This window comes from Planctomycetota bacterium (genome assembly GCA_018242585.1).
GTDB lineage: Bacteria > Planctomycetota > Planctomycetia > Pirellulales > PNKZ01 > JAFEBQ01.
The window spans coordinates 1-20,156 of record JAFEBQ010000004.1 but is presented as its reverse complement, the minus strand read 5'-3'; the positions used below and the strand labels follow the sequence as shown (position 1 = coordinate 20,156).

At 62.9% G+C, this 20,156-nt stretch carries 14 protein-coding genes and 1 tRNA gene; 7 read left to right on the top strand and 8 right to left on the bottom strand.

Going from position 1 to position 20,156, the window contains the following annotated elements; translation table 11 throughout:
* Positions 1-204: 204 nt before the first annotated feature.
* Positions 205-1,200, top strand: coding sequence for a phosphotransferase (locus JSS27_01860; GenBank protein MBS0207676.1), 996 nt, complete (start codon positions 205-207; stop codon positions 1,198-1,200).
* Between the two features lie 339 nt (positions 1,201-1,539).
* On the opposite strand, the gene JSS27_01855 is transcribed toward JSS27_01860, so the two are convergent.
* The gene (locus JSS27_01855; GenBank protein ID MBS0207675.1) at positions 1,540-2,274 is read right to left on the bottom strand and encodes a ThuA domain-containing protein; all 735 of its coding nucleotides are present in this window, start codon (positions 2,272-2,274) and stop codon (positions 1,540-1,542) included.
* Positions 2,275-2,695: 421 nt separating this feature from the next.
* Here JSS27_01855 and JSS27_01850 point away from each other — a divergent pair.
* Positions 2,696-2,779: transfer RNA gene (locus JSS27_01850), tRNA-Leu, on the top strand.
* 348 nt (positions 2,780-3,127) lie between these two features.
* On the top strand, positions 3,128-3,376 hold the full coding sequence (locus JSS27_01845) for a hypothetical protein (protein MBS0207674.1): 249 nt from the start codon (positions 3,128-3,130) through the stop codon (positions 3,374-3,376).
* A gap of 84 nt (positions 3,377-3,460) precedes the next feature.
* Here the strand turns inward: JSS27_01845 and lpdA are convergent, their stop codons facing one another.
* From lpdA to JSS27_01825, 4 genes are all read right to left on the bottom strand, one after another.
* Entirely contained in the window at positions 3,461-4,858 is a 1,398-nt protein-coding gene (gene lpdA, locus JSS27_01840; GenBank protein ID MBS0207673.1) for a dihydrolipoyl dehydrogenase, read from the bottom strand.
* Between the two features lie 256 nt (positions 4,859-5,114).
* Entirely contained in the window at positions 5,115-6,440 is a 1,326-nt protein-coding gene (gene odhB, locus JSS27_01835; GenBank protein ID MBS0207672.1) for a 2-oxoglutarate dehydrogenase complex dihydrolipoyllysine-residue succinyltransferase, read from the bottom strand.
* A gap of 115 nt (positions 6,441-6,555) precedes the next feature.
* The gene (locus JSS27_01830) at positions 6,556-9,426 is read right to left on the bottom strand and encodes a 2-oxoglutarate dehydrogenase E1 component (GenBank protein ID MBS0207671.1); all 2,871 of its coding nucleotides are present in this window, start codon (positions 9,424-9,426) and stop codon (positions 6,556-6,558) included.
* Positions 9,427-9,912: 486 nt separating this feature from the next.
* On the bottom strand, positions 9,913-10,479 hold the full coding sequence (locus JSS27_01825) for a DUF1802 family protein (protein MBS0207670.1): 567 nt from the start codon (positions 10,477-10,479) through the stop codon (positions 9,913-9,915).
* Between the two features lie 199 nt (positions 10,480-10,678).
* Here JSS27_01825 and JSS27_01820 point away from each other — a divergent pair, with 199 nt between their 5' ends.
* Positions 10,679-12,382 carry a sodium:alanine symporter family protein gene (locus tag JSS27_01820; protein MBS0207669.1) on the top strand — a complete coding sequence of 568 codons (1,704 nt, stop codon included), beginning with the start codon at positions 10,679-10,681 and terminating at the stop codon, positions 12,380-12,382.
* Positions 12,383-12,506: 124 nt separating this feature from the next.
* Here JSS27_01820 and JSS27_01815 read toward each other — a convergent pair whose 3' ends face one another.
* The 3 genes from JSS27_01815 to JSS27_01805 all read right to left on the bottom strand — a co-directional run bounded on the left by JSS27_01815 (position 12,507) and on the right by JSS27_01805 (position 16,983).
* Positions 12,507-12,767 (bottom strand): hypothetical protein, encoded by a 261-nt coding sequence (locus JSS27_01815; protein MBS0207668.1) that lies wholly within the window; start codon positions 12,765-12,767, stop codon positions 12,507-12,509.
* 220 nt (positions 12,768-12,987) lie between these two features.
* Positions 12,988-14,436: an NADH:flavin oxidoreductase gene (locus JSS27_01810; protein MBS0207667.1), complete on the bottom strand. Its 1,449-nt coding sequence runs from the start codon at positions 14,434-14,436 to the stop codon at positions 12,988-12,990.
* Between the two features lie 231 nt (positions 14,437-14,667).
* Positions 14,668-16,983, bottom strand: coding sequence for a UvrD-helicase domain-containing protein (locus tag JSS27_01805; GenBank protein MBS0207666.1), 2,316 nt, complete (start codon positions 16,981-16,983; stop codon positions 14,668-14,670).
* A 142-nt stretch (positions 16,984-17,125) separates the two neighbouring features.
* Between JSS27_01805 and JSS27_01800 the strand changes: the two genes are divergently transcribed.
* The 3 genes from JSS27_01800 to JSS27_01790 all read left to right on the top strand — a co-directional run bounded on the left by JSS27_01800 (position 17,126) and on the right by JSS27_01790 (position 19,859).
* Positions 17,126-18,115, top strand: a complete 990-nt coding sequence (locus tag JSS27_01800) for an SDR family oxidoreductase (protein ID MBS0207665.1) — start codon at positions 17,126-17,128, stop codon at positions 18,113-18,115.
* Positions 18,116-18,209: 94 nt separating this feature from the next.
* A complete protein-coding gene (gene mtnA, locus JSS27_01795; GenBank protein MBS0207664.1) occupies positions 18,210-19,256 on the top strand; it encodes an S-methyl-5-thioribose-1-phosphate isomerase in 1,047 nt (348 codons plus the stop codon).
* A gap of 285 nt (positions 19,257-19,541) precedes the next feature.
* On the top strand, positions 19,542-19,859 hold the full coding sequence (locus tag JSS27_01790; GenBank protein MBS0207663.1) for a winged helix-turn-helix transcriptional regulator: 318 nt from the start codon (positions 19,542-19,544) through the stop codon (positions 19,857-19,859).
* The last annotated feature ends 297 nt before the right edge of the window (positions 19,860-20,156 follow it).

Here is a 20,156-nt window from a genome sequence, read left to right as displayed (position 1 = left end):
TGTCTGGGCGACCCTCTGGGGCGCGAAAGCCAGTTTGTCGCGGCTCCGTGTGGCGAGAATGCAACGTGTTAAGTCGCCTCAAATATAACGCATAATAACGACATTGCGAGTTACGTAAGATCGGCATAACGGGTAAATTTGGCGGGCGCTTTTCCCGGCGATTCGGCCGGACCACCGGCACAATCGTTAGGCCCGGTATCCAGCATGTTTGGTCAATTGCCCCCTGCACCGGTCCTTGAGCAATACGGCGATCGGCTGCAAAACGCCACCTGCGAGTCCCTGGACGGGGGCGGCGGGCTAAGCGGGGCCAAACTCTGGCGTTTCACCGGCCCGCACGGCACTTGGCTGCTGCGGCAATGGCCCCTCGACCATCCCGAGCCCGTCCGGCTGGCCTGGATTCACGCCGTGCTCCGGCAAGTCGGCCAGGCCGGCTTTACCCTGTTCGCGCCCCCCGAGCGGGCACGGTCGGGGAACACCTGGGTCCGGCACGAGGGACAGTTCTGGGAGTTGGCGCGTTGGCTGCCCGGCGAGGCCAGCTATGAGCGCGAGCCCAGCTTGGCCAAGCTGGTGGCGGCGTGCATGGCCCTGGGCCAGTTTCATCTGGCCGCCGCCAAGGCCGCCAAACAGTTGCGACGTGGCAAGGCAGCCAGCCTGGCTAACCGCCTCAAAATGATTCGTTCGCTGCGCCGCACGGAGCTAGAGCAAATCGAAGCGGCCATCGGCAAGGGCGGCGACGCGGCGGTCCAGGCCTGGGCCCGGCAGTACTTTCCGCTACTGGTCAGGCACCTGCCCAGCGTCGAGAAGTTGCTCGTGCCGGCGGCCGAACGAGAGTTGCCGCTACAGCCGTGCCTGGGGGATGTCTGGCACGCTAATGTGCTGTTCGACGGGGACGCGGTAACCGGCTTGATCGATTACAGCGCTATGCGGAGCGACTGTGTCGCCAGCGACATCGCCCGGCTGTTGGGAAGCATGGCCGAAAACGACGCCTCGCTGTGGGAGCAAGGAGTGGCGGCCTATCAATCGCAACGGCCGTTGACAATGAACGAAGGGAACATGATCGCGATCTACGATCGTTCGAGCGTCCTGCTCAGCGGCTTGAACTGGCTCCGCTGGCTCTTAATCGAACATCGCGATTTCAGCGATCGGGCTAAAGTTCAAGCGCGGCTCGAACATCTCCTGCGCCGCATCGAGGCGTTTTGAAGTAATCACGCGCAGCGCTGATGACAAAGCACGCCGCGGCATACGCAAACACCCCTCCCTTTCAGGGAGGGGCAGGAGGGAGGGTAAGGACGTTGCCAGCCGGCACGCGAACAATGCGAGCGTCTTTTGCGTAGCCCAGGCGTTCACGCCTGGGAACAGCGGCATGACAAAAGAATCGTGTAGCCCGGTTCACCGGGCTTTCGTGCCGATTGCGAATCGAGCGCGTTTCTAGCCGCAACTAAGCCCCGTGAACGGGGCTCGCCAATCAGTTTTGTTGGTGTTGGTGCTGTAAACCCAGGCGTGAACGCCTGGGCTACAGAAAAGATCGTTATCTGTTCGTCACACCGCGCCGGCGGCCCAGCGGAGGGCTTCGAGCATGTGCCGGCGGCCGAATTCGCTGTTCAACACTCGCACATCGTGGCCGATGGCGGTGTACAGGAAGCGGCCACCTTCGACTTCGCGCGTCCACGCGGCCGGGTGATCTGCCCCCATCGGCGCGACGTTCATCTCCTTGAACTTCACGCGGATCGGATCGAACGTCGACTCGTCCAGCCGCATCAACACCTTCACATTCGGTTGCCCCGTCACGGCCCGATCGAAGCAGAGCCATTCCTCGGTGATCCACCACTCGGGTGCGAACGGCGCCACGGCAGGGTGATGGTAGGCGGTCGGATCGATTACCAAGCGCGCTCGCGTCCGATCCGAGTCGGCCGCGAAGTCGCAGCCGACCAGATTGGCGTACCAATCCCAAGCGTTGTGATGTACCGCCGCGGCGTGGATCGCGACGATACCGTGACCCTGGCGAAACCATTCGATCAATTCGCGGCGTTGCTTCTCGCCCAACCCTTCGCCAAAGTTGGTCGCGCTGTTGAGGACCAACACCTGATAGCGCATCAGGTCGTCGAGTTCCAGCTTCTCGGGATCGGCGGTCTCGTCGATATTAATGCCGTTGTCGAGCGCGAAATGGAAGAACCAATGGTTCGTGGCCGACAGCGTGGTGTGGCGATACCAGGCCGGGTTGCTGTAGACCAGGACGTTTTCCAGTGGCTTGCGCGGGGCCGGAGAGGAAGTCATCGGTGGGATCCCTGGTGGTGAGAGTTGAAGTCACGCGCCGCGTCGGGGTGACACGTCCCAAATGTAGCGCAGAGCGTGGGGAATCGCGAATTAAAGTATCGTTAGCAGGGGCGTCGCGCCACTCGGTAGGGTGCTCTGTGAGCACCAAACTTTCACGTTCACAACTCATCGCGCTGCGCCAACTGGTTTGGCTGGCCATGCGATGATTTGGCGCCTCCGGGGCACCCCACCCGAGGAAGCGGACGTGTGTTTGCCGGGGCCAATCGAAACGGAAAGTGGACACCGGCTTTTTCGTCGGTAGCGACGCCGCATGCAAGCGGCGCGAACCTGCGGATTGTCGCGGCCTGGAGCGGGGGCTGGGGTGCTTGCCAAACCGAGCTTTCCCACCTATATATTGAGGGTCTTGCCTCTGGTAACCCGAGCCCGGGTGGCGGAATTGGCAGACGCGCAAGCCTCAGGAGCTTGTGATCGCAAGATCGTGGAGGTTCGATCCCTCTCCCGGGCACTCTGGCCGGTAAAACAGCCCCGATCCACGGGGCTGTTTTCGTTTTGCGGCACGTCCCTGGTGGGTCAGATACCCCGTAACTGGCGATTGGCTACCAGTGGCAGACGTTCCGTGACCGTTACATCTTAACGGCACTTGGTTGTGTCGGAATCGCGTCGCGTGTTGCGAGGTCGCGGCGCTGTTGTTGCCCGTCCGGCTCACGCGATTCGATCCTAGCGCGAACTATCTCGCGGCTGCCGCTCAACTTCCGCGCTTCCTGCCGCAAAGGTAATGCGCGCTGGCACGGCGATTGCCCTTTGATTGTCACTGTCGGGATGACAACTTGCCAACTTTCAACGGAGTGAAATCATGAGGGCAGTGACAGCAATCGCGTTGGCCACGGCTTTGATCTGGGGCGGCACGTTGGGTGCGGCCTGGGCCGCCGGCGGTGAGAAGCCGCTCGGCGTGTTCGACGGCTACTATGGCCGCGACGGAAAGTACCACCGGGACGCCGATCTGATTCCCCAGAACGACAATTGGCGCTGCCGGCCCAGCAGCGGCAACTACGGCCGGCCTTACGGCTCGTCGCGGCCCTACAACGCTCGCAACAGGTGGTGAAATACGGTTGCCAAGAAGACAATTCAACGTCTTCTCCGTGCAAACCTCCGTGACTCAGTGTCTCCGTGGCAAGTCTTAAACGAGCTAGGACGAGATCACGCGGCCCAAGACGGCCAGCGCCGCTTCCTTGGTCGCCTCGGGGAGCGTCGGGTGGGCGTGGCAGGTGCGGGCCAGGTCTTCGCTGCTGGCGCCAAATTCCATCGCTGTGGCCGCTTCGGCAATCAAGTCGCCGACGCGCGGGCCGAGCATGTGGACGCCCAGGATTCGATCGGTCTGGGCATCGGAGAGAATCTTCACCATGCCGTCGGCGTCACCCATCGCCAGCGCGCGGCCGTTGGCCCGGAACATGAACTTGCCTTTGCGATAGGCCACGCCGGCGGTCTGTAGCTGCTCTTCGGTCCGGCCGACCGAGGCGACTTCGGGGTGCGTGTAGGCCACGCTGGGGATCACGTCGTAATTGACGTGGCCATAGCCGGTGACCAGTTGCTCGACGCAGGCGACGGCTTCTTCCTCAGCCTTGTGAGCGAGCATCGGGCCTTCGATCACGTCGCCAATGGCGAACACGCCGGGCGCCTTGGTGGCGTAATGTTTGTCGACCGGGATGCGTCCCTTGTGGTCGAGTTGCACGCCGATGGCGTCGAGCCCCAGTCCTTCAGTGTTGGGCACGCGGCCAACGCTGACCAGCACTCGCTCGGCGCGCAGGGCCGGCTTGTCGGCGATTTCGACCACGGCGCCGTCCCCATCGGCCTTGGCCGACAGAACGCGCGTCCCTAGCTGGAATTCGAGCCCTTGTTTCTTGAACAGCTTCAGGGCCTCGGCTGCGATCTCGGCATCGGCCCCCGGCAGAATGCGATCGAGGTATTCGAGCACGGTCACCTGCGAGCCCAGCCGACGCCAGACGCTGCCAAGTTCCAAGCCGATGAACCCTGCGCCGATGACGATCAACGTCTTGGGAACCGTCGGGTAGGCGAGCGCTTCGGTGCTGCTGGTCACGCGCTGGCCGTCGATGGCCACGCCGGGCAGGCTGCCCACGCGGCTGCCCGTGGCGATCAGGATGAACTTGGCCCGATATTCGGCAGCGCTGCCGGCATGTTCGACCGAGATGCTGCCGGGGCCAGTAAACCGAGCGTGACCGGTCAGCCGCGTGATCTTATTCTTCTTGAACAATCCTTCGATGCCGCGGCACAGCGTGGCGACCACGTTGTCCTTACGACCCAGCATGGTCGGCAGATCGAGCTGCACTTCGGGCAGCTTGATGCCGTGGGCGGCAAAGGTGTGCTGGGCTTCGTAAAACCGCTCGCTCGATTCGAGCAGGGCCTTGCTGGGAATGCAGCCGATCCGCAGGCAGGTGCCCCCCAGCAGCGGCTCGCGCTCGACACAGGCGACCTTCAGCCCAAGCTGCGCGGCGCGAATGGCGCCGACGTAACCCCCGGGCCCAGCGCCAATGACAATCAGATCAAACTCAGTCGGTGCGGTGCTCATGGTGCTCGTTCAATTCTGCCACGTTGACTTTGTTTGCCACGGAGACACTGAGGCACGGAGGACAGCACGGAGAAGGGAGCAAATAACTACGATGACCAAGGAGACTCAAGACGTGTCACGCATCAAGTATCTCGATGCCCTTTGGTCATTGGTCAATCAATCATTGAGGTTTTGCTCGCCTCAGCCACTTTGCTGCATTCTCCGTGCTAACCTCCGTGTCTCAGTGACCCAGTGGCTAGTCCTCAGATGGTTGGCGTCAAATCTCCAGCAGCAGCCGGGCGGGTTGCTCGATGGCTTCCTTCACGCGGCGGAGGAAGGTCACGGCTTCGCGGCCGTCGACAATCCGGTGATCGTACGACAGGGCCACGTACATCATCGGGCGAATCACCACCTGGCCATCGCGGGCGACGGGGCGGTCCTGGATGGCGTGCAGGCCCAGGATGCCGCTTTGCGGCGGATTGATGATCGGCGTGCTCAAGAGCGAGCCGAACACGCCGCCGTTGCTGATTGTGAACGTGCCCCCTTCGAGCTCTTCGAGCTTGATCTTGTTCTCGCGGGCGCGGCGACCGAAATCTTCGACGGCCATTTCAATCTCGGCAAAGCCCATCCGCTCGGCGTTCCGTAGCACCGGCACGACCAGTCCCTTGGCGCTCGACACGGCGATGCCGATATCAAAGTAGTTGTGATAGACGATCTGCTGGTCGCGAATCTCGGCATTCACCTGGGGAATCGTCTTCAAGGCCTCGACCACCGCCTTGACAAAGAACGACGTGAAGCCGAGCTTGCACTGGTACTTTTCCTGGAACTTCTCCTTGTGCTCGCTGCGCAGGGCCATCACGCCCGACATGTCGATTTCGTTGAACGTGGTCAGCAGCGCGGCCGTGTGCTGGGCTTCGACCAGGCGTTCGGCAATCCGCTTGCGCAGCGGCGACATCGGCACGATTTCGATTTCGCGACCGCCCACCGATTGCGCGCGACTGACCACGGAGGCCGACGCTGGACGCGGCGCTGGCGCCGCCGGCGGAGCCGCAGCAGGCTTGGGCGGCGCGACGACGGCGGCCGGCGCGGGTACGGTTTCCGTGGCGCGGCGCAGCACGTCTTCCTTGAGCATTCGTCCGCCAGGGCCGGTTGGTGTGACCTGATCGGGCGTGAGCCCTTGCGAGGCCATCTCGCGCCGCGCGGCGGGCATCACAAAGCTCGCCGCGGGAGCTGGCGCGCTGGCGTGAGCGGCAGGCGCGGCCGGAGCCGGAGCGTGTGCGTGGGCATCGGGGCCGGCCTTACCCAGGTCGGGCCCGCGGTTGGCTGGCGCCGGCGACGACGGTGCAGCCGGCGCGGCATCGGCCGTGGCGACTTCCATCAGCCCGATCACTTCGCCGACCGTGGCCGAGTCGCCCTTGTTCTTCAGCACCTTGACGATCCGGCCAGCGATGGGCGCCGAGACTTCGACGGTGGCCTTGTCGGTTTCGATTTCGACCACGCTCTCGTCTTTGGCGGCGAGTTCGCCTTCTCCCTTCTTCCAATCGGCAATCAACACTTCGGTGATCGATTCGCCCACGGAAGGGACTTTGAGTTCAACAGGCATGAGCCAGCGGATCCTTTACGATCGAAGATGAGATGCACGGGTAGCGGCGCGTACTGGCGGCGCGACAAGTCACGCGGCAAACCGGCGATAACCGACGGTCGGCAATGCCGCCATGCTATACGCCGCCGAAGGCCTTGGCCAACAGTTCCTTTTGCTCGCGATAGTGGGCGCTTTTCGACCCGGCCGCGGGGCTGGCCGCCGCCTTGCGATACACGCCCTGGAACGGCAACCGGTCGAACAGCCGTTCGCCAACATTGACGCGCAGATAGTACCAGGCACCCATATTAGCCGGCTCTTCCTGAACCCAAAAGACCGGGGTGCCGTCCTGATAGCCGGCCAGCGCCGCCCGCAGTTCCTGGGTCGGCAAGGGGGCCAACTGCTCCACGCGAATAATCGCTACATCTTCGCGGCCTGTCTCGCGCCGCTGCTTGTCCAGGTCGTAATAGACCTTGCCGCTGCAGAGCAAAATGCGCGAAACCGGTTGCCGTGCCGTCGAGTCGGGAATCACCTTGCGGAACCGCCCGGTGGCCAGCTCGTCGAGCGACGAGGTGCATTCCTTCAGGCCCAGCAGGCTCTTGGGGGTCATCACGACCAACGGCTTGCGTATTTTGCGCAAGACCTGCCGCCGCAGCAGATGGAACAGTTGAGCCGGCGTCGATGGGTAGACGACCTGCATGTTGTCGTTGGCCACCGAGGCCAGAAAACGCTCAAGCCGAGCGCTCGAATGCTCGGGGCCGGCCCCTTCCATACCGTGGGGCAACAGCATCACCAGCCCGCAGAAGCGGTTCCACTTCTCCTCGGCGCTAGCGATGAACTGGTCGATCACCACTTGCGCCACATTGGCAAAGTCGCCGAACTGGGCTTCCCAGCAAACCAGCGCGTCGGGGTAGTCCAGGCTGTAGCCATAGTCAAAGCCCAATACGCCGATTTCCGACAACGGGCTGTTGTAGATTTCAACCCGGGCCTGCTTGGTTCCCAGGTGTTGCAGCGGCATATAGGTGTGGCCGTCGCGGACATCGTGTAGCACCGAGTGCCGGTGGCTGAACGTGCCGCGCTGGGCGTCTTGGCCCGAGATGCGGATCGGAAAGCCATCACTGACCAGGGTGGCAAAGGCCAGCGCCTCGGCCGCGCCCCAGTTGAGCGGTGTCTCGCCCCGGGACATCTCAGCTCGAACCTTCAACAGCCGCTCGATCTTGGGATGCGGGTGGAAGTCGGACGGGAGCTTGGTTTGCACTTCGAGCAGGCTTGATAGCCGGGCCCGATCAACCGAGGTGTCGGCCTCTTCGACCGCCGAGTCGCTGCCGCCGCAATAGCCGACCCAGGGATTCGGAAACACATCGTTGCGCGGCACGAAAGTCTCGCTGCGCGCCACCGACAGTTCCTGTTCCAAGTTTTCGCGCCGCCGAGCCGCGATCTTGTCCGCCTCGTCGCGAGTCATGCCGCCCAACTGCAGCAAGTGTTCGAGGTAGCCTTCGCGCGTCGACTTATGCTTCTCGATAATCTGGTACATCAGCGGCTGGGTGAAGGAGGGCTCGTCCCCTTCGTTGTGGCCGCGGAGTCGATAGCAATACATGTCGATCACGACGTCGCGCTGGAATTCCTGGCGGAAGTCGAGCGCCATGCGGACCACCTGCGCGACGGCTTCGGGGTTTTCGCCGTTCACGTGGAAGATCGGGCTTTGCAACATCTTGGCCACGTCGGTGGCATAGACCGTCGTGCGACCTTCGCTCGGCGGAGTCGTGAAGCCAATCTGATTGTTGACAATCAGGTGAATGCTGCCGCCGGTGGTGTAGCCGCTGAGGCCGCTCAGATTGAACGTCTCTTGCGTCAGCCCTTCGCCGGCGAACGCCGCGTCGCCGTGGATCAGGATGGTCAAACCCTTGCGGCGCTGCATGTCGCCAATTCGGTCCATCTTGGCCCGCATGCGACCCAAGGCGACCGGGTTGACGAACTCAAGGTGGCTGGGGTTGAAGCAGAGCGTGATGTGGACCTTCTGGCCACAGGCGGTCGGCCAATCGGTGCTGTATCCCAAGTGGTACTTCACGTCGCCGCCGCCGGCTTGCAACTCGGGAGCGACTTCCTCGAACTCGCGGAAGATGTTCCGCGGGCTCTTGCCCATGATATTGGCCAACACGTTCAATCGACCGCGGTGGGCCATGCCCAGGCAGATTTCGCTGACACCTTGCTCGCCGGTCTTTTCGATGGCCAGGTCCAGCAGCGGAATCAAGCTCTCGGCCCCTTCGAGTGAGAAACTCTTGGCGCCGACGAATTTTTTCTGGATGAACTCTTCGAAGATCACCGCGTCGGTCAGTCGCGTGAAAATCCGCAACTGCTCTTTGCGTGTCAGCTCGACGCGGTTCTCCGACGCTTCCATCCGGTGTTGCAGCCAGTTGCGAATGCGCAAATCGTCGATGTGCATGTACTGCACGCCGATCCAGCGGCAATAGGTGTTGCGCAGCCGCTTCAAAATGCCGCGCAGCGTCAGCACGTCCGGGCCGTAAATCGTTCGCGTCGAGAACGGCCGATCCAGGTCGGCCTCGGTCAGGCCGTAGTATTCGAGTGACAATTCCGGCGGCACGGGGCGCGGCAACCCCAACGGGTCGAGTTGGGCGATCATGTGGCCGCGGACGCGATAGGCGCGAATCAACTGGTCGACGCGATCTTGCAGGTTCGCGACGCTCAGTTCCTTGCCGCCGACCGTGTGCGGTTGGGCCGCCGCTGGTGCAGTCGCCGTGACGACCACCTGGCCATTCCCGTTGCCGTTGGCGTGGATTCCGACCGCGACCGGGTTCGGGTTGAACAGGCTGGCCGGGCGAAATGTCGGCCCCAGGCTGAATTGGTCGAGGTGATCTTCCAGCGGGAACTGCTGGAAGTATTCCCGCCACTCGGGGGCGACCGATTCGGGGCTCTTGAGGAAGTCAGCGTACAAGCCTTCGACGAAGCCCAGGCTCAGGCTGTTGAACTGCTCTTTCTCGGTGTCGTGCATGACGCGTGCGAAGAACTGTTAAAAAGTGAGGGTGTCGATCGTTGCCGGCGATCGAGCGAAGTTGGGTGGATGCTGCTTTCGATAGGATGCGTGCGCAGGTGGCGGGCGCGGCTGGCGGCAATCGGAATCGAGCGAAGCTGACGCAGAGGGAGCGTGTCGACGGTCGCGCGCGTCGGTCGTGCTGCCGGCTGTCGCTACCCTTTGAGACGGTAGCGCCACGAGTGCCGCAACGGGCCATTCACGCTGAACCGAAAGTCGTTCCCCTTATCAACATCGGCTACACAAACGCCGGCTGCTTGCCAGATTGCCGCAATGCAAGCGGGGCGGGGTGGTGATCGCGTGCTTAATTCTATCGGTTTTGCGGGTTGCGCACAGCAGGCCGAGTTTGTCGTTGTTGCCAGATCGCGGCCAGCGATGGTAGCAGGCGATTGCCGCAACACATGAGGAGCCAACGAGTTGCAGTTTTACTCATAGAGCGCCTGCCGATCATTCGCCAAGCGCCAGGGTCAGTTTCGCCAGATCTGTCGCGTGCCGCGAACCGTCGATCGGTCGCAGCCCGTCGGTCGATAGCGGAGTCGGCAACTGCCCCCAACTTTTGCACCCGGCCAGTTGTTCGTCCTCTTCGGCGACGAAGGGAGTCGGCGACTCGAACACTTGAACCGCGGCCACATACAGCCCCGGTCGACGATAGTGGAATCGTGATTCGATGGTCGCGCCGCTCAGCACGTGAAACGGTCTGAGCAGCGGGAGCCTGGTGGCATCGTCGATGAGCCAGACCCGCTCGACGACGGCATAAAGAGACATGTGCGCGCGACCCGCGGGTGGCTGTTGCCGCTGGGCCGCGTCGAACAAGTCGGCCGCATCGGAGGCCAGGCCTTCGGCCGACTGGTGCAGATAGGTTGGCCAGAGCCAGAACTCGTCGTGCTCTATCGAAAAGCCTCGCGGTCCTTCGGCAATTCCACCTTTACGCAGCAAGATCGATTGCCGACCGGTCCTGAGCGCCTGGCAGACCGAGGCCCATTCCTTCAGGATCATATTGCTGGCGGGAAGCATGGGAGAGCCGATCGTCGAATGTTGGGCGCCTGCTATCTGCACCCGATGTTATCATAGCCGGGTCAACAAAGGGACTTGCCCGATGTAGGGTACGCACCTGTGCGTACCAATTTTTCGTGTTGGTGAAACGAGAAAGGTACGCACGGGGTGCGTACCCTACGAGAGAACAACGCGGCTGTCATCCTGTAAACAATCATCCATGCAACATATCAACCACCTGATCGACTACGCGGTGAGCTGGCTGTGGGCCGAGTACACTTACGTCGCGCTGTTGGCGATTGGGCTGCTGTTTTCGCTGTGGAGCAAGTTCGTCCAGTATCGGGCGCTGACGCACGGCGTGGCGTTGGTCCGCGGGCGTTACGACGATCGGGCCGATCCCGGGGCGCTGAACCATTTTCAGGCCCTGTCGACCGCGCTGTCGGGGACCGTCGGACTGGGGAACATTGGTGGCGTGGCGCTGGCCATTGCGGCCGGCGGGCCCGGCGCGCTGTTCTGGATGTGGATCGCCGGCGTCTTGGGCATGGCCATCAAGACCGTCGAAGTCACGCTGGCCATGATCTATCGCGATGTCAGCGATCCCGACAATCCGCGCGGCGGGGCGATGTGGGTGATCGATCGCGGCCTGGGCGAAGAGGACGGGCCGGCACGCAAGTTCGTGGCCCGCTGTTTGGCGTCGTTGTTCTGCGGCGCGCTGGCCCTGGCGACGATTACCGGTGGCAACATGTTTCAATCGTGGAACGTCGCCAACATCACCGAGGCTTACTTCAACGTGCCGGCGCTGGCCTCGGGCGTGGCGATGGCGGTGGTGACGGCGCTGGTGATCATCGGCGGCATCCGCCGGATTGGGGACGTGACCGGGCGGCTGGTGCCGGCGATGTGCGGCATCTATCTGATTGGCGGCATTGTCGTATTGGTCATCGAGGCGGCCAACGTGCCTGCGCTGCTGTTTAGCGTGGTCAAGCACGCGTTTAACCCGACCGAGGCGCAAGGAGCGTTCCTCGGCGCGACGGTTTGGTTCTCGCTAACCACGGGACTGAAGCGTGCGTTCTTCTCGAACGAGGCCGGGCAGGGAACCTCGCCGATCGCCCACGCGGCGGCCAAAACCAAAGAACCCGTTCGCGAAGGAATCGTGGCCGGGCTCGAACCGTTTGTGGACACGTGTTTGGTCTGCACGCTGACGGGACTGGTGTTGCTGGCGACTGGTACCTGGAATCGCGAAGCGGTTGGCAAGTTTGCCGGTCGAGTTGGCGTCGATACGAACGTCTCGATGTTGCCGCCGCCGTTGGCCGATCAACCCTGGGACGAAGGGACTCAATTCTTCGCGCTGGTCGAACATGCCGGGGCAAAGTCTTCGGACGCTCGCAAGCTGTCGCGACTGGAGGGAACGATCGTCGCGGCGAGAGACGACACGACCGAGATCGACTGGGCGCCCTTGCCCGAGGGGGCACAGGTCGTTGACAGCGGCATCTATCTGGACCTGACTGGCGCCACGCTAACTGGACATGCTTTCGACCGCTCGGTGCCGGGGCTGGGCAAGTGGCTGGTCACGATCTCGTGCTGGATGTTCGCCATTTCGACGCTCATCTCGTGGAGTTACTACGGCGAACAGGCGACAGCCTTCGCGCTGGGAACTTGGGCGGTAACGCCCTATCGCGCGGCGTTTTGCGTGCTGTGTGCCGTCGCGACGATTCCCGGATTTATCACGACCGATGCGCACCTGGGGAACCTGGCGGACCTGGGCTCGGGTTGTATGTTGTTCACCAACGTGCCAATCGTGGTGCTGATCGCTCCCCGGGCGATCAGCGCGATTCGCGATTACTTCCGCCGTTTCCGTGCCGGCGAGATGTCCGGGCATCGCGCGCCGCCCCTCGCCGCAGTGGCCCGCGGCGAAGATGTTCGCTGAACGACCAGCGTGCGCAAAACAAAGCCACCCGACTCCGCATGTTGTTCAGAGTCGAGTGGCCTATCAACCAACCCAGGCAGAGGTTGGCTTGCACAATGATCGTTCGTTGGCGGTCGTGCGCGGCTTAGTAAACGCCGACGCCGACGCCAATACCGCGGCCGTAACCATAGTAGCCAGGATAGCCGCCCCAGCCACCGTAGTAGCCGCCATAGCCACCCCAGTACGGCCGGTAGTAGCTACGGTAGCCGTAATAGGGCCGATAGTAACCGCGGCCGTAGCCATAGCCTCGATAGCCGCCGCCGTAATACGGACGAGCGAAGACCGAGCTAACCGGAATGGCCAACGTCGCGGCCAGCAGCAATCCCATCAGTATCTTGCGAAACATGATCGGTGTCTCCTTGAGTGAATTGGGTCGATGATTGAACCTGCACCACGGAACATCGCCCGCACTCATTTTACGTGGTTCTGTCGCGCGCGGTTCTGCGCCGCGGATTGCTTTCCTGCAAGACAAACCCCATTCGGGTTAGTAAACCCAAAGTCGGGGGTGGTGCTAGCGACGGTTAAGAGAGCAATCGCCGTGCCAAATGAATTGCGTTACGAACCGCTCATTCGCCGTGACGCAGCTCTTGCTTGATGGCGCGCATCTGCTCGGCTTCGGGAAGCGCCTTGTAATAGGCGTCCAGCGGATAGCAGCCCGACACCAGCGCGTGGCGCGGCGCGGTGGTACAGTCGCTGAACGTGCGACAGACCTTCTTGCGCTCCAAGCGACCACTAGCCAGCGTGTCGGCCGGCAGGTCGGGATAGCTGAGCACCATCCGCCCCAGCCCGACCATTTGCATCCAACCGGCGCGGACGACGGCTTGGGCCACGTGAGGCAAATAGTCCTGCAGGTACGAGAACCCGCTGCCGACCATCGGCAACTCGGGCGCGGCCATCTGACATTGGCGCGTGGCGTCGAGTTGTCGCGCCACGCCGACCAGCGGATCCTCCGGCGGCTGATAACCATCGCTGGGCGGAAACGCTGCCGGCCGTTGAATGTGCGGGTTGTAGTAAGGGCTGCCGCACGAGACGTTGACGCTGGCCACCCCTTCGGCCGCCAGCGTGCGAATCAGCTTGATCGGCTCGGTCAGGTCCATCTGCATCGGGTCGGCCGGGTTCAATCCGAAGCCCAGGTCGTAGGGCTGAATCCCTTCGTACGCCATCGGCTGGCCGACTTCGCGACTGGTCACGTAGGGCGGAATATCGAACACGCTGAGCCGCACCAGGACGAGCAAGTCGGGATACTTGCTCCGCACGCGACCGACAATCGTGCGCAACAAGCGAGTCCGGCCTTCAAAGTCGCCGCCAAACTTGCCCGGCCGGCGATATGCGCTCAAGAACTCATGCAGCAAATAGCCGTGACAGCTCTTCACGTCGACGAACCGATAGCCGGCCTGGCGCGCCAAACCGGCCGCGATGACATAGCGGTCGATCAGCCGCTCGAGATCGTCGTCGGCCCAGACGACCGATGCGCTCTTCGGGTCGATGCCGAACTTTTCGTCCAGCAAGGGATGATGGTACGCGATCCGAGGTTCAAGCTGTTTGCTGTTGGGGCGCGAGAATCGACCCGAGTGGGTCAGTTGCAAGCCGACCAGCAAGTCATCCGTCGAGCCGAAGCGCTCACGGTGCGCCTTGGTCAACTCGTTGAGCAGCGCGGCCAGGCCGGCGCGGTTCTCGGCCGTGGCCAGTGTTTGGTTCGGGTTGGCGCGACCGTCGGGTTGGACGGCGGCCGCCTCGCCCCCCCAGATCAGCTTCGCGCCGCTGAGGCCGAAATGCCGCCAGCGCCGCAACGTGTGCTCGCTCGGAGAGCCATCACGATTGGCGTCCCAGCCTTCCATCGGATGGATGCACCAACGATTGCCGAGCGTCACGCCGCCAATCTTTAACGGCCCGGCCAGCGGTGATCCCTGGGCCGCCGTCAAGATCGTGTCGTCGCACGGCACCGTCAGGTTCAACTCGGCACAGCGGGCGCGAAAGGCGTCGACGTTCTTCAGTTGGGCAAGGCGTGGATACATGGCCGGTTCCGCGGCGGGCGACGTGCAAAGGGCTGGCCGTAGTGTTGGCCAGCGCGGCCGCAATAGCAAGGGGGCCGCAGGTTAGAACACTGCTGACGAACAGGCGACTGGGTGGCACGTCCCAAGCGCAGCGCAGGGCATGGTGAATCGCCACTCAAATTCCCGTGCTGATCGGTACTTCCCCACGCCCTAGGAGGGGCGTGCCACCCAGATCGAAGCACCCGAATCGCACTAGCGCAGCGGCAGCAGCGTGCTTCGTTCCAGAACGAATTTCCGCTGCCGCGCGTCGGCCGCAAAGGCGACCGTGGCGACGCGCTGGCTTCCCTGGCCGGAAACCGAGACGATCTTCCCCAGGCCGTACTCGGGATGCTTGACCGCCATGCCTGCGACGAACGAATCGGGCGCGGGGCGAGCCGACGGCGTAGCCGAAACTGGCGCCGCCGCGAGCGACGTGTCTCCCGCGGCCGCGGCCAACTGAGCGGCGGTCGTCACACCGGGCAGGGTGCGCACGGCGGGCTCATTGCGCACCGGCGCGGTGTACGGCAGCTCGGACAAGTCGGCTTCGTGTCCTTCAAAGGTGCTCCAATCGATGGCCGCGTGCGACTCGGCCATTGCCCCCAGACCCCGATCGACCACGTCCATTTCCGCGAGGGGAAGTTCCAGCAGAAACGCGCTCGGCACCGTCATCCGCCCCTGACCGCGGAAGTCGCGATAGACCGCGCGGCTGAGAAACAACTGCTTCTCGGCCCGCGTAATGCCCACGAACAGCAACCGGCGTTCCTCTTCAAGTTCTAGCGGATCGTTCCGCGAACGTTCGTGCGGAATCAACCCTTCCTCGACGGCGACGATGAACACCACCGGGAACTCAAGCCCCTTCGAGGCGTGCAGGGTCATCATCGTGACGCGATCCTGCTCCTCGTCCCAAGCGTCGGTGTCGTTGACCAGACTGACCTGCTCCAAGAAGGTTTCCAGGTGACCCGCCTCGGGGTGGTCGTTGTCGAACTCGCGGGCAGCGGTCACCAATTCCTCGACGTTGGCCAGCCGCTCCTGATCTTCTTCATCGTCGCTGCCGGCGAGCATCTCGCGATAACCCGACTCGTTTAGCACCGTTTCGACCAACTCGGCGACGGGGCCGGCGGCTTGTAAACAGATGCGATCGTAGAGGGCGACGAACTTGGCGATATTGACGGCGGTTTTCTTGGGCAGCGCCTCGATCAGCCCGCTCTCGCGCGCCGCTTCGAGCAGCGGCATCCCGTAGCGCGTGGCGTGCGCGGCCAGCTTCTCGATGGCGCCGGGGCCGATTTGCCGCTTGGGCGTGTTGATCACCCGCATCAGCGCCGTGTTGTCGCGAGGATTGTTGACCAAAATCAGGTACGACAGGACGTCCTTGATTTCCTTGCGCTGAAAGAACTCGACGCCGCGCACGATCTGGTACGGAATGCCCTGCTCGCGCAGGCTGAACTCCAGCGTCCGCGACAAGGCGTTCACCCGGTAAAAGATCGCGATGTCGCGCGGGCGGAAGGTTCCGGCGGCGATCAACTGAGAGATGCGCCCGGCGATGGCGTCGGCCTCGTCGCGCTGGGTCGAGTAGCAAGTCAGGTTGACCGGCTGTCCCTCTTCGTTCTCGGTGAACAGATCCTTTTCTTTGCGGTGCCGGTTGTGGCGGATCAGGTCGGCCGCCACGTGCAAAATGCGTTTCGTGCTCCGGTAGTTCTGTTCGAGCCGCACGACCGTCACGTCGGGGTAGTCGTGCTCGAACTCCAGGATGTTGTTCAAGCTGGCCCCGCGCCAGCCATAGATCGACTGGTCGGGGTCACCCGTTACGGCCAGGTTCGGGTGCTCGATCGACAGCGCACGCACGATCGTGTACTGGGCCAGGTTCGTGTCCTGGTACTCGTCGACCATCACGTACCGGTAACGGGCGTCGAGCGTCGAGCGCAGCTCGGGATTCTCGCGCAGCATGTTCGCCACGTGCAGCAGCAGATCGTCAAAATCGACGGCGTTGCTGCGAATCAATTCGTCTTGATACGCCGGATAGATCCGCCCCACCACGCGGGCCAGCGCGCCGTCCCCCAGGCTTTCGTACTGCGACGCCCGCACCATGCCGTTCTTGGCCGAGCTGATGGCCCCCGCGATGCGCGGTAAGGTGTAGTGCTGTGGGTCGAAGTCAATTCGTTGAATCGCTCGCTTGAGCGCCGCCTGGACATCGCTGGTGTCGTAAATGGTGAAGTTGGGTTCCAGGCCGACCAACGGGGCATGGTCGCGCAGCAGCCGGGCACAAAACCGATGGAACGTGCTGACCCATACCGGGCGGTCGGGCGCCAACGTCGCCACGCGGGCCTTCATCTCGTCGGCCGCTTTGTTGGTGAACGTCAGCGCCAGGATTTCCCGCGCCGCCACCCCTTGGTGCAGCATCCAAGCAATGCGGTGCGTAATGACTCGGGTCTTGCCGCTGCCGGGGCCGGCCAGGATCAACAGCGGCCCGTCACAGTGCAGCACTGCTTCGCGCTGGGGGGCGGTCAGACTTTCAAGCAGCTTGTGCGTCACCGGCAAATACTCGGGCACGGGGGCGGGGGCGACGGCGGCTGGTGTGCTTCTTCGACACAGCCAGCACCATCGCGGTAAACCAGGTTCGTGGACTATCCTCTAGCATGGTATACTTCGGCCGCACCCTTGGCATAGGCCCGCGATGAGGACCACTCCCTTGCAAGCAATTCGACGAATCCTGGTGACTGGTGGCGCGGGCTTTCTGGGCGCGCATTTGTGCGAGCGGCTGGTTGACGCCGGCCACGACGTGATCTGCCTGGACAATTTCTTCACCAGCCAGAAGCAGAACGTCGCCCACCTGTTGGGGCGCGGCAACTTCGAGCTGATCCGCCACGACATCACCCAACCGATCTGGTTGGATATGGACGAGGTTTACAACCTGGCCTGCCCCGCGGCTCCGGGACACTATCAATACAACCCGATCAAGACGATGAAGACTTCGGTCATCGGCGCGATCAACGTGCTGGGCATGGCCAAGCGCTGCCGGGCCAAAGTGTTGCAAGCCTCGACCAGCGAAGTCTACGGCGACCCCGAGATTCACCCGCAGGTCGAATCCTATCGTGGCAGCGTCAACTGTCTGGGACCGCGGGCCTGTTACGATGAAGGCAAGCGGGCGGCCGAGACGCTGTTCATGGACTATCGGCGGATGCACAAATCGAACATTCGCATCGTCCGCATCTTCAATACCTACGGGCCGGGCATGCACCCGTTCGACGGCCGCGTGGTCTCGAACTTCATCGTTCAAGCTCTGCAGGGGCACGATCTGACGATCTATGGCCACGGCGGGCAGACCCGATCGTTCTGCTACCGCGACGATCTGGTCGAGGGAATGATCCGAATGATGAACGGCCCGGACGATTTCGTCGGCCCGGTCAACATCGGCAACCCCGGCGAGTTCACGATCTTGGAGTTGGCCAAACTGGTGCTGGAGCTATCGGGCTCGAAGAGCAAGCTCGACTACCGACCCTTGCCGACCGACGATCCGACGCAGCGCCGGCCCGACATCACGCTGGCCAAGAAGCACTTGGATTGGGAGCCGTCGGTGCCGCTGCGCGAAGGATTGATGCGGACCATCGAATGGTTCCGGGGCATCGACATCAGCCGGTATCGCGCGCCGACGCCGTGTTATTGAAGAAGTTGCTAGCGGCTAGTTGCTGGTTGCTAGTTGGGAAGACGTTGCACACACTTGTGGGTTAGCCGCTTTCTTTTGATTCGTTCGATTCGGCATGCAAACTCTTGAGTGGATCGGCGACGCGGGGGGCTTTTTGCGGCTGCTCGATCAGACGCGCCTCCCGGGCGAGATCGTCGCCGTCGATTGTCGCGATGTCGAGACGTTGTTCGAAGCGATTCGTTCATTGCGTGTCCGCGGCGCGCCGGCCATCGGCGTGTCGGCCGCCTATGGCGTTTGCCTGGGATTGCAATCATGCGCCGCGGCCGATGCTGCGGCGGCTCAGGCTGCGGTCGATCGGACCGCCGCACGTCTGGCCGAAAGCCGTCCCACCGCCGTCAACTTGTTCTGGGCACTTGAACGGATGCAGCGTCGCGCTCGCGCGCTGGCTGACTTGCCGCGCGATGCGCTCCTGGAAAAGCTGCTCGCCGAAGCTCGGGCGATTCACGACGAAGATCGGCGGATGTGCCACGAGATCGGTCGGCATGGGGCGGCGCTGCTGCCCGACGGGGCGGGTGTGCTCACCCATTGCAATGCCGGCGGGCTGGCGACCTCGGAGTATGGCACCGCCCTAGGCGTGATCTGTGCCGCCCACGATGCCGGCAAGCGGCTGCATGTCTGGGTTGACGAGACGCGACCGCTGCTGCAAGGCGCGCGGCTTACCGCGTGGGAACTCAGTCAGCATGGCGTACCGGCCACGTTGATTTGCGACTCGATGGCCGCCTGGGTAATGCGCGAAGGGCGGGTTCAAGCGGTCGTCGTCGGGGCCGATCGGATTGCCGCCAACGGCGACACGGCGAACAAGATAGGCACCTACGGCGTGGCCCTGGCAGCTCGGGCGCACAACATTCCTTTCTACGTCGCCGCGCCGAGCAGCACGTTCGATCTGGCGTTGGCCGACGGCTCGGCCATTACCATCGAGCAGCGCGCCGCTGCCGAGATCACCCACGGCTTTGGCCGCGCGACCGCGCCCGCGGGGATGGCGACGTACAATCCGGCGTTCGACGTGACGCCAGCGGAGTTGATCGGGGCGATCGTCTGTGAACGGGGCGTGATCAGCCCGGTGAATCGGGCGTCGATCGCTCAAATGCTGTCGGGTGATTAACGCGCTGGTGTGCGTGAATGCTCGTTTTCGGAGTGGCAGCGGTCGATGCGTCGACGATGGTAGTGAGTCAGTTTGAATCTAATGACGTTGGGTGGCAGGGTCAGAGCGCAGCGATGGCCCTGTGATTACGGTTCGGGGCCATCACTTCGTTCTGACCCCGCCACCCCGATTCATCAAACTGACCCAATACCATGCCGATTTCCGCCTTGCCAGATTCCGCCGGGTAGCGAACAATAGGGGCCTTGTCATTCAGGCGAGGTTTCTGCCGTGAGCGAGCGACCAGCAATGCGAGATGATCAAGCCGAAGCGTGTGCGGGCCGGCTCAAGGCGCTGGCCGACCCGAACCGGTTGCGGCTGCTGAATTGTCTGTTTGCCGGGCCGGCCAATGTTTCGAATCTGTGCGAGCAGGTCGGTGACGATATCGTCAAGGTTTCGCACCACTTGGGCGTGCTGCGCAATGCCGGCCTAGTACAGATCGAACGGCAAGGGAAGCACATCATCTATTCGCTCCATCCCGACGTGTTGCCAGCGCACAAGGCGCGTCACGCGCCCCATACGATTGACTTGGGCTGTTGCCGACTTGACCTGGAAGAGAGCAAGTAGGCCGCGCTTTGCGGTTGGAATCGCAGAGAGCGCGGAGATTCGCGTAGTTGTTCACAACGCGATTTGAGCGAGTGTCAACGTGGGTAGCCCGGACAACTTGCTTGTCCGGGCGGCGCAGCCGCAAGAGGGATCGGGCATTGCCCTTGAACCTCTTGTCGCTACGCGACACCGACAACAAGTTGTCGGTGCTACCCAAGGCTGCTCATTTCCCCTTGGATTTCCTCTGCGCATCTCCGCTCCCTCGGCGATTCAAAACTCCGGCTGATTGAAACGAAAAAAGCCCAGGGGATATCCCCT

Excerpts from the sequence above, each read along its gene's own strand:
- JSS27_01860 (MBS0207676.1), top strand. The coding sequence starts at position 205 with ATGTTTGGTCAATTGCCCCCTGCACCGGTCCTTGAGCAATACGGCGAT.
- JSS27_01855 (MBS0207675.1), bottom strand. The coding sequence starts at position 2,274 with ATGACTTCCTCTCCGGCCCCGCGCAAGCCACTGGAAAACGTCCTGGTC.
- JSS27_01845 (MBS0207674.1), top strand. The coding sequence starts at position 3,128 with ATGAGGGCAGTGACAGCAATCGCGTTGGCCACGGCTTTGATCTGGGGC.
- lpdA (MBS0207673.1), bottom strand. The coding sequence starts at position 4,858 with ATGAGCACCGCACCGACTGAGTTTGATCTGATTGTCATTGGCGCTGGG.
- odhB (MBS0207672.1), bottom strand. The coding sequence starts at position 6,440 with ATGCCTGTTGAACTCAAAGTCCCTTCCGTGGGCGAATCGATCACCGAA.
- JSS27_01830 (MBS0207671.1), bottom strand. The coding sequence starts at position 9,426 with ATGCACGACACCGAGAAAGAGCAGTTCAACAGCCTGAGCCTGGGCTTC.
- JSS27_01825 (MBS0207670.1), bottom strand. The coding sequence starts at position 10,479 with ATGCTTCCCGCCAGCAATATGATCCTGAAGGAATGGGCCTCGGTCTGC.
- JSS27_01820 (MBS0207669.1), top strand. The coding sequence starts at position 10,679 with ATGCAACATATCAACCACCTGATCGACTACGCGGTGAGCTGGCTGTGG.
- JSS27_01815 (MBS0207668.1), bottom strand. The coding sequence starts at position 12,767 with ATGTTTCGCAAGATACTGATGGGATTGCTGCTGGCCGCGACGTTGGCC.
- JSS27_01810 (MBS0207667.1), bottom strand. The coding sequence starts at position 14,436 with ATGTATCCACGCCTTGCCCAACTGAAGAACGTCGACGCCTTTCGCGCC.
- JSS27_01800 (MBS0207665.1), top strand. The coding sequence starts at position 17,126 with ATGAGGACCACTCCCTTGCAAGCAATTCGACGAATCCTGGTGACTGGT.
- mtnA (MBS0207664.1), top strand. The coding sequence starts at position 18,210 with ATGCAAACTCTTGAGTGGATCGGCGACGCGGGGGGCTTTTTGCGGCTG.
- JSS27_01790 (MBS0207663.1), top strand. The coding sequence starts at position 19,542 with ATGCGAGATGATCAAGCCGAAGCGTGTGCGGGCCGGCTCAAGGCGCTG.